The sequence below is a fragment of the Pseudomonas oryzihabitans genome (genome assembly GCF_024652905.1).
Lineage (GTDB): Bacteria > Pseudomonadota > Gammaproteobacteria > Pseudomonadales > Pseudomonadaceae > Chryseomonas > Chryseomonas benzopyrenica.
In genome coordinates, this window is the sequence record NZ_CP102428.1 from 1,015,811 (window position 1) to 1,030,027 (window position 14,217).

A 14,217-nucleotide genomic window follows, 5' to 3' on the forward strand; every position below is an offset into this window, starting at 1 on the left:
CCGGACTAGGTGGGCGGGTCACCGTGCCGGGAGACGGGCGGAAAGGCAACCGGCGGCGATCCTGGCTCAGCCTGCCCGCGAGGGAGGTGGTGGCTGTCAGAGGTCAAGGGCATCGAACAGGATCTTGAACGGCTCGCCTGTGGGCAACAGGCTCATGGGCAGGTATCACGTCGGGCTCGTCGAGATCGATCAGGCCGAGCATGGCGGAGAGGCAGGCCAGCAGCAGAGTCATAGAGACGCCGAAAGCGCGCATTAGCCAAGGCTCATGAAATGTCCTGGGAGCGGAGACGTGTTCCCGTGGATCGACGAAGGGAAAGGTCGCGTCGGCCTCACAGATCGGTATGCAGGGAATAGCCGTTGAAGCCGGCGGCGAACAACATGGCGCCCCAGAGAAAGAAGTCGGTTTGCAGGAACTCGCGCTTTATCGAAACCAGCTTGATGCCGTTGTTCAAGGCGACGGTGGGGTCTATGAGCCACCCCACGAGTACGGCCACCCCGCCCAGTATCATGGCGATGAAGCCGATGCTTTTTACGACGTGCCTCACTGGCGTCTCCTTTTGTGCGAACGCGCATCCGATAGATGGGCGCCTGGAATTCAGGATATCGAGCTGCAGAAGGGCCCGTGTAAAACCTCATGAAGGCCGGTAAACAAGTGTTAACGCGAGGCCATGGGCGACGGGGTCGCAGCGGGTGAAGCGGCTAGATCCGCTTCGCCGCTCCGCTCCCACGCGCCGCCCAGTGCCCGGAACAGGTCGACGTGGGCGATCATCAGCTGCAGCCGGGTTTCGATCAGCGCGTTATCGGCCTGGTAGAGGCTGCGCTGGCTGTCGAGCAGATTCAGGTAGTTGTCCAGCCCTTGCTGATAGCGCTCGCTCGCCAGTTCGACACTGCGCGCGGTGATGTCATGCAGGCGCTGCTGGGCCGCGAGCTGCCGTCTCAAGGGCGCCTCGGCGACGAGTTGATCGGCCACCTCGCGAAAGGCGACCTGGATGCTCTTCTCGTAGCGAGCGATATCCTGATCGCGCCGCACCTCCGCCAGGTCCAGGTTGGCGCGGTTGCGACCGCCGTCGAACAGCGGTACCTGCAATTGGGGGACGAAGCTCCATACCTGATTACCGAGGTTGAACAGGCCGTTCAGATCGGAACTCAGGTAGCCGGCGCTGGCCGTCAGGGTGATGCGCGGGAAGAAGGCAGCCCGAGCGGCGCCGATATTGGCGTTGGCCGCACGCAGGCGGTACTCGGCCGCGCGAATGTCCGGACGGCGTTGCAGCAGGTCAGAGGGCAAGCCCGCCGGGACGGGCAGGTCGAGACCTTGGCGCGCAAGCGGCAAGGGCGCGGGCAGGTCGCTGCGCGGCTCTCCGCCGAGCAGCAGGCGCAGGCTGTTGTCCGCCTGTGCCCGACTCCGTTCCAGGACGGCGAGATCGGCTTCGGTGGTCTCTAGCGCCGTTTGAGCCTGGGCCAGGTCCAGCGCCGAACTCAGGCCGGCGGCATGGCGCTGTTCGACCAGGGCGAGGCCTCGTTGGCGACTTTCCAGGGTATCGCGACTCACGAGCAGTCGTTCATCCAGGGCGCGCTGATTCAGATAGGCCGTCGCCACCTCGGCGATCAGTGACAGCTCCACCGCGCTGCGCGTCTCGCGTTGGGCCAGGTACTCGTCCAGAGTGGCATCACGCAGGTTTCTCAGCCTGCCGAACAGGTCCAGTTCGTAGGCGTTGGTACCCAACCCGACGCTGTATCGGTTGGCCGTCTGGCTGCCGCTTCGCTCCTGGTCGGTACGCGAGGCGCTATCCAGGCTTTGAGTCCGTTCCCGCGTCCGGCTGGCGGTGGCGCCCAGTTCGAACATGAGGTCGGCACGACTGATGCGATAGCGGGCGCGTGCCTCCTGGATATCCAGCGCGACCAGCCGCAGATCCCGGTTTCCCTCCAGGACCTGATCGATCAAGGCGCGCAGGTACGGGTCGGCGAACAGACCCTGGCGGTCCGGTGACAGGTCCGAGGACGCCGTCGGCACGGGATAGCGCTCCGGGACCGGCGGCTGCGGTCGTTCATGGCGGGGTGCCAGGGAGCAACCCGCGAGCAGGACACTCAGCGCCAGGACGGTCACTCCTGTCATGACGAGCCTGCCTGCCGCGAGCTGTTTGCCCAGGGACAGGGATAGGCAGCGGGGCCGAGCCAAGGTGCGTAATGGCATCAGGATCCGCTTTTTTTCGGGTTGGCAGGAAGGGAAGAGTAGGTAGTGGAACATCGGGCGTCCTCGTGGAGAACGCCATGGTAGAGGGCCCGCCTGGGCGGCCTTGTAAAGGTCTGTAGGTCTCTTGTGAAAGAGTGTTAAGGGCTGCCCTTGAGGGCTTGGCGCTCCGTTATGCTCGCCGCCTCCTTGCCCTGGGACCTACCTGTGAAACTCTTTTTCAGCGTCGAAAACGTCATCATCCCCGCCGCGTCAGTGGCCACCGACCAGCGTCGCCGATGCGCGCTCGTGACGTTGCCTGGCCCGCGCCAGGAAGGCGCGGCCCACGGCTCGTGCTGGCCGTCGTTCAAGCTGGCAAAACGGTCCGGATGTGACCCGCAGGGACGACCGCGCCGTGGCGTCGAGTCCTGCTAGATGTTCAAGATCCTGATAAGGCTCTATTGCGTGCTGCTGGTGACCTATGGCGCAGCCAGCTATCTGGTCCCGGAAGCCCTGCAGCAGATGTTCAGTGATCGCTATAGTCGCGTCAGTCTGGAGCAGATGAATGGCCCACTGAAACTGGTGGAGCGGACCTTCGTGGAGACGCCGATCTCTCGTTGGCCGGCGCTGCTGGCTGAGCTGAACGCCGACATCGCGCCCGTCACCTTGCAGCTGGGGCTGCAGACCGATCCTCGGTTGACGAGCGCCGAGCGCCACCGTTTGGCCAAGGGCGAACGGCGCGTCCGCCTGACCGACGATGGCGATCCCAGCGTCGCCCTGATCCCCCTGCCGGGCGGGCACGTCCTCTGGGTCGGCTTCGCCGAGGTTCCGACCGACATAGCCCTGACGTATTGGGCCATGAACGCCCTGATCGGTGCGGCGCTGCTCATCTGTCTGTATGTCTGGCTGCGGCCGCACTGGCGCGATCTGGAGCGGCTCAGGCGCACGGCGGCGCGCCTGGGCAAAGGGCATTTGCAGGAGCGTACCGCGATCTCGCCGCGCTCGGACATCGGCCAGCTGGCGCGGGCATTCGATGACATGGCCCAGGACCTCGAAACCCTGATCGTCCAGCAGCGCGACCTGCTCAATGCGGTCTCCCATGAGCTGCGCACGCCCCTGTCCCGTCTGGAGTTCGGCCTGGCCCTGTTGCAGGCTGACCACTGCCCGCTGAAACACAGCGACAGCTGGAGCAGCAGATTCGCCACGTCCGCGAACTGGATGCGCTGGTGAACGAGCTGCTTTCCTACGCGCGGTTGCAGTCCAGTCAGCAGCCACCCGAGCGTCAAGCACTCACGCTCGGTGCCTTCCTGGACAGTGTCCTGGCGGATTTCAGTGAGGAACAGGAAAGGCGTGGAGTCACCCTGAGCCTGGACATGGCCGCTGCGCCCGAGCAAGCCCTCTTGGCACCAAGACTCACGGCCCGCGCGTTGCAGAACCTGATTGGCAATGCCCTGCGCTATTGCCAGCGTGGGGTCTGGCTGACCGTTGGCCGCGACGCCGACACCCTGCTGATCACCGTCGAGGACGATGGCGAGGGTATTCCGCCGGGCGAGCGGGAGCGGGTGTTCGAGCCCTTCTATCGCCTGGATCGCAGTCGGGATCGTGCTACCGGCGGCTTCGGCCTAGGGCTGTCGATCAGCCGTCGCGCCATAGAAAAGCAGGGCGGGCAGCTGGCGCTGACGCAAAGCGAAAGAGGCGGCGCGCGCTTTGACATCCGGCTGACCGACGCCCTCGCGTCCTGACCCCCAGACAGCCCAAGGCTTCCTTGGCACCCGATGACGCGGACTCGAGTCCGCTCCTTCCTCTGACCGACCTGAAAGCACGCAAATGTCCAGTTCCTCTTCTTCCCCACCATCGCCGGCTGAAACCGAGACCCTCGACGACTACGGCGACCTGGCCAGGCGGCATGTCACCTTCGCGCGAGTTCTCGAGCTACTGGCTCCACATCGGGCCGCACTGGTGCTGGTGGTCTTGCTGATCGCGGTCGCCGGGATCAGCGGCGTGATCAGTCCCTTCCTGATCCGCAGCATCGTCGACGATGCCTTGCCGGCGAAGGACCTGACGCTGCTGGTCTATCTAGCCGCCGGTCTGGTCGGGGTGGCGCTGTTCAATGCCATCGCCAACCTGACCCAGACCTATGTCGCGATTCGGGTGGGCCAGAGCGTCATGCACGATCTGCGGACCCGCCTGTACGGCCACCTGCAGAACCTCTCGCTGGCGTTTTTCGCCGGTACCCGCGCGGGCGAAGTGCAGGCGCGCCTGTCCAGCGACATCGCCGGTCTGCAGACCCTGCTGACCCACTCCGCCACGGATCTGGCGAAGCATCTGAGCGTCGTGGCGGCGACCCTGGTGGCGATGCTGCTATTGGACTGGCGCCTGGCGGGTGTCTCCTTCGCCGTCATTCCCTTGCTGGTCTGGATCAATGGCCGCGTCGCCCAGCTTCGGGAGCGGGTGACCTACCGGCAACAGGAGCAGGTGGCGGACCTTTCCGCCAACATCGCCGAGTCCCTGTCGGCCGGCGGCATCATCCTGTCGCGTACCATGGGCCGCGTGCACTATCTCGTGCAGCGCTTTCAGCGTGACTCCGCGCAGCTGGCGCGCCTGGAAACCCAGGCCAGCACGGCGGGACAATGGGAATTCGCGCTCGTCTTCCTGGCGCTGGATCTCCTGCCGGCGCTGACCTTCCTGGGCGGCGGTCTGTTCATCGGCCTGGGGATGCAGGTGTCCATTGGCACCCTGGTGGCCTTTATCGCCTTGCAGGAGCAATTGCTCTGGCCGCTGCTGGAGATCTTTGAAACGCGGATCGAATTCGCCAAGGGGCGCGCCTTGCTGGCGCGGGTGTTCAGCTACCTGGATACGCCTGCGACGGTCGTCGAAGCGAGCTCACCGACGACTCTTGCGCGGCAGGATTTCCAGCAGGGCATCCGTTTCGAGAACGTCAGCTTCGCCTATGGCGATCGCGCCGTACTCAAGGATCTGACGTTCGAGATACCGGCCGGAAAGCACACGGCGCTGGTTGGCCCCACCGGCTCTGGCAAGACCACCATCTCCTATCTCCTCGCGCGCCTGTACGACGCCGATCAGGGGCGTATCCGCTACGACGGCATCGATATCCGCGAGCTGAGCTTCGCGACGCTGGCCAGCCTGGTCGGCATCGTGACCCAGGATACCTTCCTGCTCAACGCCAGCATCCAGGCCAACCTGCGCTTCGCCAAGCCCGACGCGAGCGAGGCGGAACTCTGGTGGGCGCTGGAAAGGGCGCAGCTGGATGCCACGGTGCGCGGGCTTCCCGAGGGGCTGGGGGCCGGGGTCGGTGACCGGGGCTATCAACTGTCCGGCGGCGAGCGCCAACGTCTGTCCCTCGCCCGCATGCTGCTGCGCGATCCGCCGATCATCCTCCTGGATGAAGCGACCAGCGCCCTGGACAGCAGCACCCAGGCGGCGATGGCCGCGGCCCTGGCTTCGTTGCAAAGGCCGCGGACCCTGATCTCCATCGCCCACCGCCTCAGCACCGTCAGGCAGGCGGATCGGATTCTGGTCATCCAGGCTGGGCAACTGGTGGAGCAGGGCACTCATGAGGAACTGGTCAGGCAGGATGGCCTGTATGCGGCCATGGCCCTGAATGCCTGAATGCCTGAATGCCCTGGGCGGAGGAGCTGCCTGCAATCTATCGCCCGACAGGCTTCCCGCAGGTGCATCCCGACCTGCGGTCCTCACTCCTCGCTGGACGCAAATCCCTCCAGCCAGCGCGCTTCCGAGCAGAGCAGGTGGTGGCGAATGCGGTATCGCGCCGGACACTTCACTGCCCCGGAACGCTGCGGCCGCTGGCCGCTAATGCGCCTCGGTCGCCAGTCTCACGGCGACTTCCTCGACCAGTTGGATGGTTTCTGCCGTCAGGGCTTCGAACTGGAAGAGAATCTCCTGCAGTTGCGAGCTGCCCATATCGACATTGCGCAGTTGATCGATTCTCAAGGTGAGAAGCCGGTGAATGTTCAACAGACAATCACGGTCGGGGTTATCGGGTATGGCGAAGCGGCTGCTCATCGTTGTCTCCGTGGAAGTTGACCACCATGACTCTCGATATCGCCTAACCGGCTTGTTTTTTAAGGCAATTCGTCGCCGACGGCCTACCTGGAAACAGCACTTTTCGTACTTGACTCCGCGTGTCTGCAGAGTACTTGAAAGCGTTAGGTCGCGTTGATGACCTTAACTTCAAAAAGCTCGTCAAGAAGGCGTGAAAAATTCGTTAAAACTTCTGTTTAAGGGTGTTCGGGTGGAACGCGGTACTGGGAAAGTTACCGGTAAGTTGCCATTAAAGCCGACGAACGAGCGCTTCGTTTCAGGCCTGGCAAACATCCGCTATCCGGGTTTTCAACAGATTCGCCAGCTCATCGAAGAGGATCTGCACCGAGCGCAGCGACAGATTGTCCGGGCGGGTCAGCAGCCAGATATCGGTGTCGCAGCCTGGCAGCGCCGGACCTAGGCGTTCGACGCCGTCCAGGCTGCTGATCATGAAGTCGGGGAGGGCGGCCACGCCAAGACCGGCACCTACCAGGCTGCCGACCGAGGACATGCTGCTGCAGCGATAGCGCGGGGTGAGGCTGGGATAGGCCTGCCGCAACCAGGTGACCGAGACGTGATCGGCCAGGGAGTCGTCCGGGGCGATCCAGGGCAATTCAGTGGCCAACGGGCCATAGCCGCTGCGATAGCGCTCATGGCCGCAAACGAAGTAGGAGCTGCGACCGAGCCGCCGGCCGATCAGGTGTTCGGGCGGGGCGTTCGACAGGCGCAGAGCGATATCTGCATCCCGCCGACTCAGGCTGGCGAAGGTGTTGGAGGTGGCCACTTCCAGGGCGACCGCCGGATAGCGCGGCATGAGTTCGGCCAGGCCCGGCAAGAGCAGGCTGCGCAGCACGGCGTCGGTGCAGGTCAGGCGGACGGTGCCACTGATGACGTTCTCGCCATGGGTGAGGGCGATCCGCGCCGCTTCGAGGGCCTGTTCGGCGCGCTCGGCCTGTTCGGCGAGAGCCTTGGCGCTCTGGGTGGGGGTGTAGCCGCGGCGGGTCTTGTCGAACAGCGCGACCTGCAGATTGGCTTCGAGCTTGCGGATGGCGCGAAACACCGTGGAGACATCCACCTGCAGCTGCTCGGCCGCTCGGGCCAGGGTCCGGCCACGCACCAGGGCGAGGATCAGCTTGAGATCGGCATGGCCTATTTGATATTGCATCCGTGCATTCTTCCTTTGCCGATTCGCCGATATGGGTTGCGCTCATGCCAATTTATACTGGCCCAGCCCCGCGAGGGCAATCAGGTGGAAGGGCGGACCTTGGCAGACGGGGTCGGCGCCTGCAGCGACCACCGCCCACAGCCACGCTGCCAGACCCGCACGAGCAAGCATAACGAAGCGGGCCAGCGTCAAGGATGCCTCCCATGAATTCGATATCCCCCCGCGTCGTCCAGCTCACCGAAGCCAACGGCTTTCTCAAGGAGCACCCCGAGATCCAGTACGTCGATCTGTTGATCACCGACATGAACGGCGTCATCCGGGGCAAGCGTGTCGAGCGGGCCAGCCTGTCCAAGGTCTATGAGCGCGGCATCAATCTGCCGGCCTCGCTGTTCGCCCTGGACATCAACGGTTCCACGGTGGAAAGCACCGGCCTGGGGCTGCACATCGGCGATGCCGACCGCACCTGCTTTCCCATCCCCGGCACCCTGAGCTACGAGCCCTGGCAGAAGCGCCCTACCGCGCAGTTGCTGATGACCATGCACGAGCAGGACGGCTCGCCGTTCTTCGCCGATCCGCGCGAGGTGCTGCGCCGGGTGGTGAAGAAATTCGATGACCTGGGGCTGACCATCTGCGCCGCCTTCGAGCTGGAGTTCTACCTGATCGACCAGGAGAACGTGAACGGCCGGCCGCAGCCGCCGCGCTCGCCGATCTCCGGCAAGCGACCGGTCTCCACCCAGGTCTATCTGATCGACGACCTGGACGAATACGTGGATTGCCTGCAGGACATGCTCGAAGGCGCCAAGGAGCAGGGACTGCCGGCCGATGCCATCGTCAAGGAATCCGCGCCGGCGCAATTCGAGGTCAACCTGCATCACGTCGAGGACGCCATCAAGGCTTGCGACTACGCGGTGCTGCTCAAGCGGCTGATCAAGAACATCGCCTACGACCATGAGATGGATTCCACCTTCATGGCCAAGCCCTATCCCGGCCAGGCCGGCAACGGCCTGCACGTGCACATCTCGCTGCTGGACAAGCAGACCGGACAGAACATCTTCGCTACCGAGGATCCCGAGCACCATGCGCCGCTGCGCCATGCCATCGCCGGCATCCTGGAAACCCTGCCGGCGTCCATGGCCTTCCTCTGTCCGAACGTCAATTCCTATCGCCGCTTCGGCGCCCAGTTCTATGTGCCCAACGCCCCGAGCTGGGGCCTGGATAACCGTACCGTGGCGGTGCGCGTACCCACCGGCAGCAGCGAGGCGATCCGCATCGAACACCGGGTCGCCGGGGCCGACGCCAATCCCTATCTGATGATGGCCTCGATCCTGGCCGGCATTCATCACGGCATGACCCAGCAACTCGAACCCTGCGCGCCGGTCAGTGGCAACTCCTACGAGCAGCTCGAACAGAGCCTGCCGAACAACCTGCGCGACGCCCTGCGCCGCCTGGACGACAGCGCGGTGATGAACCAGTACATCAGCCCCGAGTACATCGACATCTTCGTCGCCTGTAAGGAAGCCGAGCTGGAGGAGTTCGAGACCACCATCTCCGATCTCGAATACAACTGGTATCTGCATACCGTCTAGGAGGCGCAATCATGACCGTGCTGACACGACAGGACTGGGAGCGGCGCGCCCAGGCATTGACCGTCGAATCCCGCGCCTTCATCGACGGCCGCTACCAGGCTGCCCTGGGCGGCGCCACCTTCGACGATCTGAGCCCGGTGGATGGTCGTCACCTGGCCCGGGTGGCCAGTTGCATGGCCGAGGATGCCGAAGTGGCTGTACAGGCCGCACGGGCCAGCTTCGTGCGGGGTGACTGGGCGCATCAGGCGCCGGCGCAGCGCAAGCGGGTACTCATCGCCTTCGCCGAGCTGTTGCTGGCGAACGCCGAGGAGCTGGCCCTGCTGGAAACCCTGGACATGGGCAAGCCCATCGGCGATGCCCTGGGTATCGACGTCCCGGCGGCGGCCAATGCCATCCGCTGGAGCGCCGAGGCCATCGACAAGGTCTACGACGAGGTGGCGCCCACGCCGCGCGACCAGCTCGGCCTGGTGACCCGCGAACCGGTGGGGGTGGTCGCGGCCATCGTGCCCTGGAATTTCCCCTTGATGATGGCCTGCTGGAAGCTGGGTCCGGCGCTGGCGACCGGCAATTCGGTGATCCTCAAGCCCTCTGAGAAGTCGCCGCTGACCGCCATCCGCATCGCGGGGCTGGCGCTGGAAGCCGGCATCCCGGCAGGGGTGTTCAACGTGCTGCCCGGCTACGGTCACACCGTCGGCCAGGCGCTGGCGCTGCATGCGGATGTCGACACCCTGGTCTTTACCGGCTCCACCCGCATCGCCAAGCAGCTCTTGATCTATGCCGGCGAATCGAACATGAAGCGGGTCTGGCTGGAGGCGGGCGGCAAGAGTCCCAACATCGTCTTCGCCGATGCCCCGGATCTGGTGGCCGCTGCCGAAGCGGCCGCGGCGGCCATCGCCTTCAACCAGGGCGAGGTCTGTGTGGCCGGCTCGCGGCTGCTGGTCGAGCGCTCGATCAAGGAGCGTTTCCTGGCCTTGGTGGCGGAGGCGCTGCAGGCCTGGGCGCCCGGCCATGCGCTGGACCCCAGCACCCGCGTCGGCGCCCTGGTGGACGAAGGCCATCTGCGCACCGTGCTGGGTTTCATCGAAGCGGGCCGCGCCGAGGGTGCCCGGCTGGTGAGCGGGGGCGCGCGCGCCCTGACCGAGACCGGTGGCAGCTACGTGACCCCGACGATCTTCGAAGGGGTGGACAACGCCATGCGCATCGCCCGGGAAGAGATTTTCGGCCCGGTGCTGGCGGTGATCGAATTCGAGGATGAAGAAGAGGCCGTGCGCATCGCTAACGACACCCCCTATGGCCTGGCCGCGGCCGTCTGGACGCGGGATATCTCCCGTGCCCATCGCGTGGCGCGGGCCTTGCGTGCGGGCAGCGTCTGGGTCAACCAGTATGATGGCGGCGACATGACGGCGCCCTTCGGCGGCTTCAAGCAATCCGGCAACGGACGCGACAAGTCGCTGCACGCCTTCGACAAATACACCGAACTCAAGGCGACCTGGATCAAGCTCTGAACAGGCGCGGCGCTTCCGGTGCAGCCGCCGGAATCGCAAGCAGAGGAATCTCACCATGCAACAACATGTCGGCAGCTACTACGCGGCTTCGCGTAACCTCCACACCGAATACCCGGCGCTGCACGGCAGTGTCGAGACCGATGTCTGCGTCATCGGCGCCGGTTACACCGGGCTTTCCACCGCGCTGTTCCTGCTGGAGCACGGCTTCAGCGTGACGGTGCTGGAGGCGGCGCGGATCGGCTTCGGCGCCTCGGGGCGCAATGGCGGTCAGATCGTCAACAGCTACAGCCGCGACATCGATGCCATCGAGCGCCAGTTGCCGCCCAAGCAGGCGCAACTGCTGGGCGAGATGGCCTTCGAGGGTGGTCGCATCATTCGCGAGCGCATCGCCCGCTACGACATTCAGTGCGATCTCAAGGACGGCGGCGTCTTCGCCGCCCTGACCGGCAAGCAGCTCGGCCACCTGGAAGCCCAGAAGAAGCTCTGGGAGCGCTATGGCCATACCCAGCTGCACCTGCTCGACAAGGCCGGCATCGGCGAGGTGGTCGGCACCGATCGCTATCTGGGCGGCCTGCTGGACATGAGCGGCGGCCATATCCATCCGCTCAACCTGGCCCTGGGCGAGGCGGCGGCGGTGGCCTCCCTGGGCGGCAAGCTCTATGAGCAGAGCGCCGCTACCCGTATCGACCGCGGTGCCAACCCCGTGGTGCATACCGCCAATGGCCAGGTGAAGGCGCGCTTCGTGGTGGTGGCCGGCAACGCCTACCTGGGCGGGCTGGTGCCGGAACTGGCTGCCAAGTCCATGCCCTGCGGCACCCAGGTGCTCACCACCGAGCCGCTGTCCGAGGACATGGCGCGCAGCCTGCTGCCCCAGGACTATTGCGTGGAAGACTGCAACTACCTGCTCGACTACTTCCGCCTCAGCGCCGATCGCCGGCTGATCTACGGCGGTGGCGTGGTCTATGGCGCCCGGGATCCGGCGGACATCGAGGCCATCATCCGGCCGAAGATGCTGCAGACCTTCCCGCAGCTCAAGGACGTGAAGATCGACTTCACCTGGACCGGCAACTTCCTGCTCACGCTGTCGCGACTGCCCCAGGTGGGACGTCTCGGCGACAACATCTACTATTCCCAGGGCTGCAGTGGCCACGGCGTCACCTATACCCACCTGGCGGGCAAGGTGCTGGCCGAGGCCCTGCGCGGCCAGGCCGAGCGCTTCGATGCCTTCGCCGGCCTGCCGCACTATCCCTTCCCGGGCGGGCAACTCCTGCGCGTGCCCTTCACCGCGCTGGGCGCGACCTACTACCAGCTGCGCGATCGCCTCGGTATCTGACCCTGTCCGCCCGCCTGATCCAGGCGGGCACTCTGGAGATAAGCCATGTCCCCTATGCCCCTGATCGGCGTGACGGCGTGCCGGCAGACGCTCGGCAAATACGATTCCCATACCGTCGGCGACAAGTACGTCGAGGCCGCGGGTCATGCCGGCCTGCCGGTGGTGCTGCCGGCGCGCAGCGTGCCGAGCGATCCCCAGGCGCTGCTGGAGCACCTGGACGGCCTGCTGTTCACCGGCTCGCCCTCCAATGTCGAGCCCCATCACTACCAGGGACCGGCGAGTCTCGCCGGCACCCACCACGACGCCTCCCGTGACGCCTACACCCTGCCGCTGCTACGGCTGGCCATCGATCGCGGCATTCCGGTGTTCTGCATCTGCCGCGGCTTTCAGGAGCTCAACGTGGCCCTCGGTGGCAGCCTGCACCAGCGGGTGCAGGATTTGCCCGGGCATGCCGATCACCGCGAGCCCCAGAGCGAATTGCTGGCCGAGCAGTACGCGCCCACCCATCCGGTCCAGGTGCCACCGGGTGGGATGTTCGAGCGCCTCGGCCTGCCGGCCAGCTTCCAGGTGAATTCCCTGCACAGCCAGGGTATCGACCGCCTGGCGCAGGGGCTGCGCATCGAAGCCCTGGCGCCGGATGGTCTGGTGGAAGGGGTGTCCCTGGCCGACGCCCCCGGCTTCGTCGTCGGGGTGCAGTGGCATCCCGAGTGGAATTTCCGCGAGAGCCCCGAATCCCTGACGCTGTTAGACGCCTTTCGGGACGCCTGCCAGCGCCATGCCGCATCGCGTTAGGCACCTTGCCGCGCACGCTGGACTCTGAACAACAATACCAACAGCAGGGCAGAGACCTATGACTGAACAGAGCAAGGGCGCACCTGCAGGCGCTCCGGCCACCGCCGGGCCGGAAGCCCTGGCCGATCCGTCCGCTAAGGGCCTGGCCGCCGGCTCCCTGGGGCTACTCGCCTGCGTGGTGCTGGGCATTTCCACCATCGCCCCCGTCTACACCCTGACCGGCGCCCTGGGGCCGACCGTGCGCGAGGTGGGCGTCTACCTGCCCGCGGTCTTCATCGTCGGCTTCCTGCCGATGCTGCTGGTGGCCCTGGGGTATCGCGAGCTGAACGCCGTGGATCCGGACAGCGGCACCTCCTTCACCTGGTCGACCCGCGCCTTCGGCCCCATGATCGGCTGGATCGGCGGCTGGGGCCTGGTGACGGCCACCACCATAGTGCTGTCCAACCTCGCCGGGGTGGCGGTGGACTTCTTCTATCTCTTTCTCGCCCAGCTCAGCGGTCGAGCGGAGCTGGCGGCGCTGTCGCAGCACCTGCTGGTGAACATCGTCACCTGCTGCGTGTTCATCGCCATCGCGGTCTGGATCAGCTGCCGCGGCATCGGCATGACCATGAGCGTCCAGTACGGGCTGGTCGCCCTGCAACTGCTGGTGCTGGTCGGCTTCTCGCTGGCGGCCTTCAACGCCGCGCCAGCGGCGGCGCCGGTGGTCTTCCACCCCGAGTGGTTCAACCCCTTCAACGTCGAATCCTTTTCCGCCTTTGCCGCCGGGCTGTCGCTGTCGATCTTCATCTTCTGGGGTTGGGATGTCTGCTTGACGGTGAGCGAGGAGTCGGTGGGCAGCCAGAAGGTGCCGGGGCGCGCGGCGACGGTCACGGTGCTGCTGATCCTGCTGCTGTACCTCTTTACCGCCGCGGCCACCCTGCAATTCGCCGGCATTGGCGACGCCGGCCTGGGGCTGGGCAATCCCGAGATCCAGGAAAACGTCTTCGCCCACCTGGCGGGACCGGTGATGGGGCCGCTGGCGATCCTGATGTCCATCGCGGTGCTGGCCAGTACCGCCGCCTCCCTGCAATCCACCTTCATCTCCCCGGCGCGCACCCTGCTAGCGATGGGGTACTACGGTGCGGTGTCGCGCCGCTTCGCCCACATCTGCCCGCGCTCGCGCACGCCGCGCTATGCCACCATCGCCGCCGGTATTGCCACGGGCGGTTTCTATGTGGTCATGCGCACCCTCAGCGACAACGTCCTGGCGGACACCATCACCGCCCTGGGCATGATGATCTGCTTCTACTACTCGCTGACCGCCTATGCCTGCGTATGGTATTTCCGCCGCAGCCTGTTCGACAGCCTGCGCCATGCGCTGCTGCGGGGCCTCTGCCCGCTGCTCGGCGCCATCATCCTCTCGGTGATCTTCTGGCAGACCGCCATCGCCAGCCTGTCGCCGGACTTCGGCAGCGGCTCGCACCTGGGCGGTATCGGCCTGGTGTTCATCATCGCCGTGGTGATCCTGGCCCTGGGTCTGGTGCTGATGCTGTTCGCCCGCTGGCGTGCGCCGGCCTTCTTCCAGGGCGAGACGCGGGAGGCGGTCCCGCACCGGGGCTGAAGGGCGC

Annotated in this window: 10 protein-coding genes and 1 pseudogene; 7 read left to right on the forward strand and 4 right to left on the reverse strand. The window is 65.6% G+C overall.

Annotated elements, in window-relative coordinates; translation table 11 throughout:
* Window positions 1-329 precede the first annotated feature (329 nt).
* Both NRG74_RS04720 and NRG74_RS04725 read right to left on the reverse strand, forming a co-directional pair.
* Window positions 330-545, reverse strand: a complete 216-nt coding sequence (locus NRG74_RS04720) for a hypothetical protein (protein ID WP_160922692.1) — start codon at window positions 543-545, stop codon at window positions 330-332.
* 110 nt (window positions 546-655) lie between these two features.
* Window positions 656-2,113: an efflux transporter outer membrane subunit gene (locus NRG74_RS04725; protein ID WP_257705847.1), complete on the reverse strand. Its 1,458-nt coding sequence runs from the start codon at window positions 2,111-2,113 to the stop codon at window positions 656-658.
* A gap of 489 nt (window positions 2,114-2,602) precedes the next feature.
* Here NRG74_RS04725 and NRG74_RS04730 point away from each other — a divergent pair.
* Together NRG74_RS04730 and NRG74_RS04735 are read left to right on the forward strand one after the other, a co-directional pair.
* Window positions 2,603-3,909, forward strand: a pseudogene (locus NRG74_RS04730) (ATP-binding protein).
* 85 nt (window positions 3,910-3,994) lie between these two features.
* Window positions 3,995-5,797, forward strand: a complete 1,803-nt coding sequence (locus NRG74_RS04735; protein WP_257705848.1) for an ABC transporter ATP-binding protein — start codon at window positions 3,995-3,997, stop codon at window positions 5,795-5,797.
* Between the two features lie 201 nt (window positions 5,798-5,998).
* Here NRG74_RS04735 and NRG74_RS04740 read toward each other — a convergent pair whose 3' ends face one another.
* Together NRG74_RS04740 and NRG74_RS04745 are read right to left on the reverse strand one after the other, a co-directional pair.
* Complete coding sequence (locus NRG74_RS04740) at window positions 5,999-6,211, reverse strand: hypothetical protein (RefSeq protein WP_017641334.1); 213 nt, start codon at window positions 6,209-6,211, stop codon at window positions 5,999-6,001.
* Window positions 6,212-6,506: 295 nt separating this feature from the next.
* Window positions 6,507-7,394, reverse strand: a complete 888-nt coding sequence (locus NRG74_RS04745; protein ID WP_257705849.1) for a LysR family transcriptional regulator — start codon at window positions 7,392-7,394, stop codon at window positions 6,507-6,509.
* Between the two features lie 203 nt (window positions 7,395-7,597).
* Here NRG74_RS04745 and NRG74_RS04750 point away from each other — a divergent pair, with 203 nt between their 5' ends.
* Genes NRG74_RS04750 through NRG74_RS04770 form a run of 5 tightly spaced genes read left to right on the forward strand, consistent with a single transcriptional unit; the run spans window position 7,598 to window position 14,210 of the window.
* Window positions 7,598-8,980, forward strand: a complete 1,383-nt coding sequence (locus NRG74_RS04750; RefSeq protein ID WP_017641332.1) for a glutamine synthetase family protein — start codon at window positions 7,598-7,600, stop codon at window positions 8,978-8,980.
* An 11-nt stretch (window positions 8,981-8,991) separates the two neighbouring features.
* Window positions 8,992-10,485 carry an aldehyde dehydrogenase gene (locus NRG74_RS04755; protein ID WP_257705850.1) on the forward strand — a complete coding sequence of 498 codons (1,494 nt, stop codon included), beginning with the start codon at window positions 8,992-8,994 and terminating at the stop codon, window positions 10,483-10,485.
* Between the two features lie 55 nt (window positions 10,486-10,540).
* On the forward strand, window positions 10,541-11,818 hold the full coding sequence (locus tag NRG74_RS04760) for an NAD(P)/FAD-dependent oxidoreductase (protein ID WP_257705851.1): 1,278 nt from the start codon (window positions 10,541-10,543) through the stop codon (window positions 11,816-11,818).
* Between the two features lie 45 nt (window positions 11,819-11,863).
* Window positions 11,864-12,610: a gamma-glutamyl-gamma-aminobutyrate hydrolase family protein gene (locus NRG74_RS04765; RefSeq protein WP_257705852.1), complete on the forward strand. Its 747-nt coding sequence runs from the start codon at window positions 11,864-11,866 to the stop codon at window positions 12,608-12,610.
* Between the two features lie 58 nt (window positions 12,611-12,668).
* A complete protein-coding gene (locus NRG74_RS04770) occupies window positions 12,669-14,210 on the forward strand; it encodes an APC family permease (RefSeq protein WP_257705853.1) in 1,542 nt (513 codons plus the stop codon).
* The last annotated feature ends 7 nt before the right edge of the window (window positions 14,211-14,217 follow it).

What these genes read in the sequence shown, in the direction of transcription:
- NRG74_RS04725 (WP_257705847.1), bottom strand. Translation starts at nt 2,113, where the DNA reads ATGACAGGAGTGACCGTCCTGGCGCTGAGTGTCCTGCTCGCGGGTTGC.
- NRG74_RS04735 (WP_257705848.1), top strand. Translation starts at nt 3,995, where the DNA reads ATGTCCAGTTCCTCTTCTTCCCCACCATCGCCGGCTGAAACCGAGACC.
- NRG74_RS04740 (WP_017641334.1), bottom strand. Translation starts at nt 6,211, where the DNA reads ATGAGCAGCCGCTTCGCCATACCCGATAACCCCGACCGTGATTGTCTG.
- NRG74_RS04745 (WP_257705849.1), bottom strand. Translation starts at nt 7,394, where the DNA reads ATGCAATATCAAATAGGCCATGCCGATCTCAAGCTGATCCTCGCCCTG.
- NRG74_RS04750 (WP_017641332.1), top strand. Translation starts at nt 7,598, where the DNA reads ATGAATTCGATATCCCCCCGCGTCGTCCAGCTCACCGAAGCCAACGGC.
- NRG74_RS04755 (WP_257705850.1), top strand. Translation starts at nt 8,992, where the DNA reads ATGACCGTGCTGACACGACAGGACTGGGAGCGGCGCGCCCAGGCATTG.
- NRG74_RS04760 (WP_257705851.1), top strand. Translation starts at nt 10,541, where the DNA reads ATGCAACAACATGTCGGCAGCTACTACGCGGCTTCGCGTAACCTCCAC.
- NRG74_RS04765 (WP_257705852.1), top strand. Translation starts at nt 11,864, where the DNA reads ATGTCCCCTATGCCCCTGATCGGCGTGACGGCGTGCCGGCAGACGCTC.
- NRG74_RS04770 (WP_257705853.1), top strand. Translation starts at nt 12,669, where the DNA reads ATGACTGAACAGAGCAAGGGCGCACCTGCAGGCGCTCCGGCCACCGCC.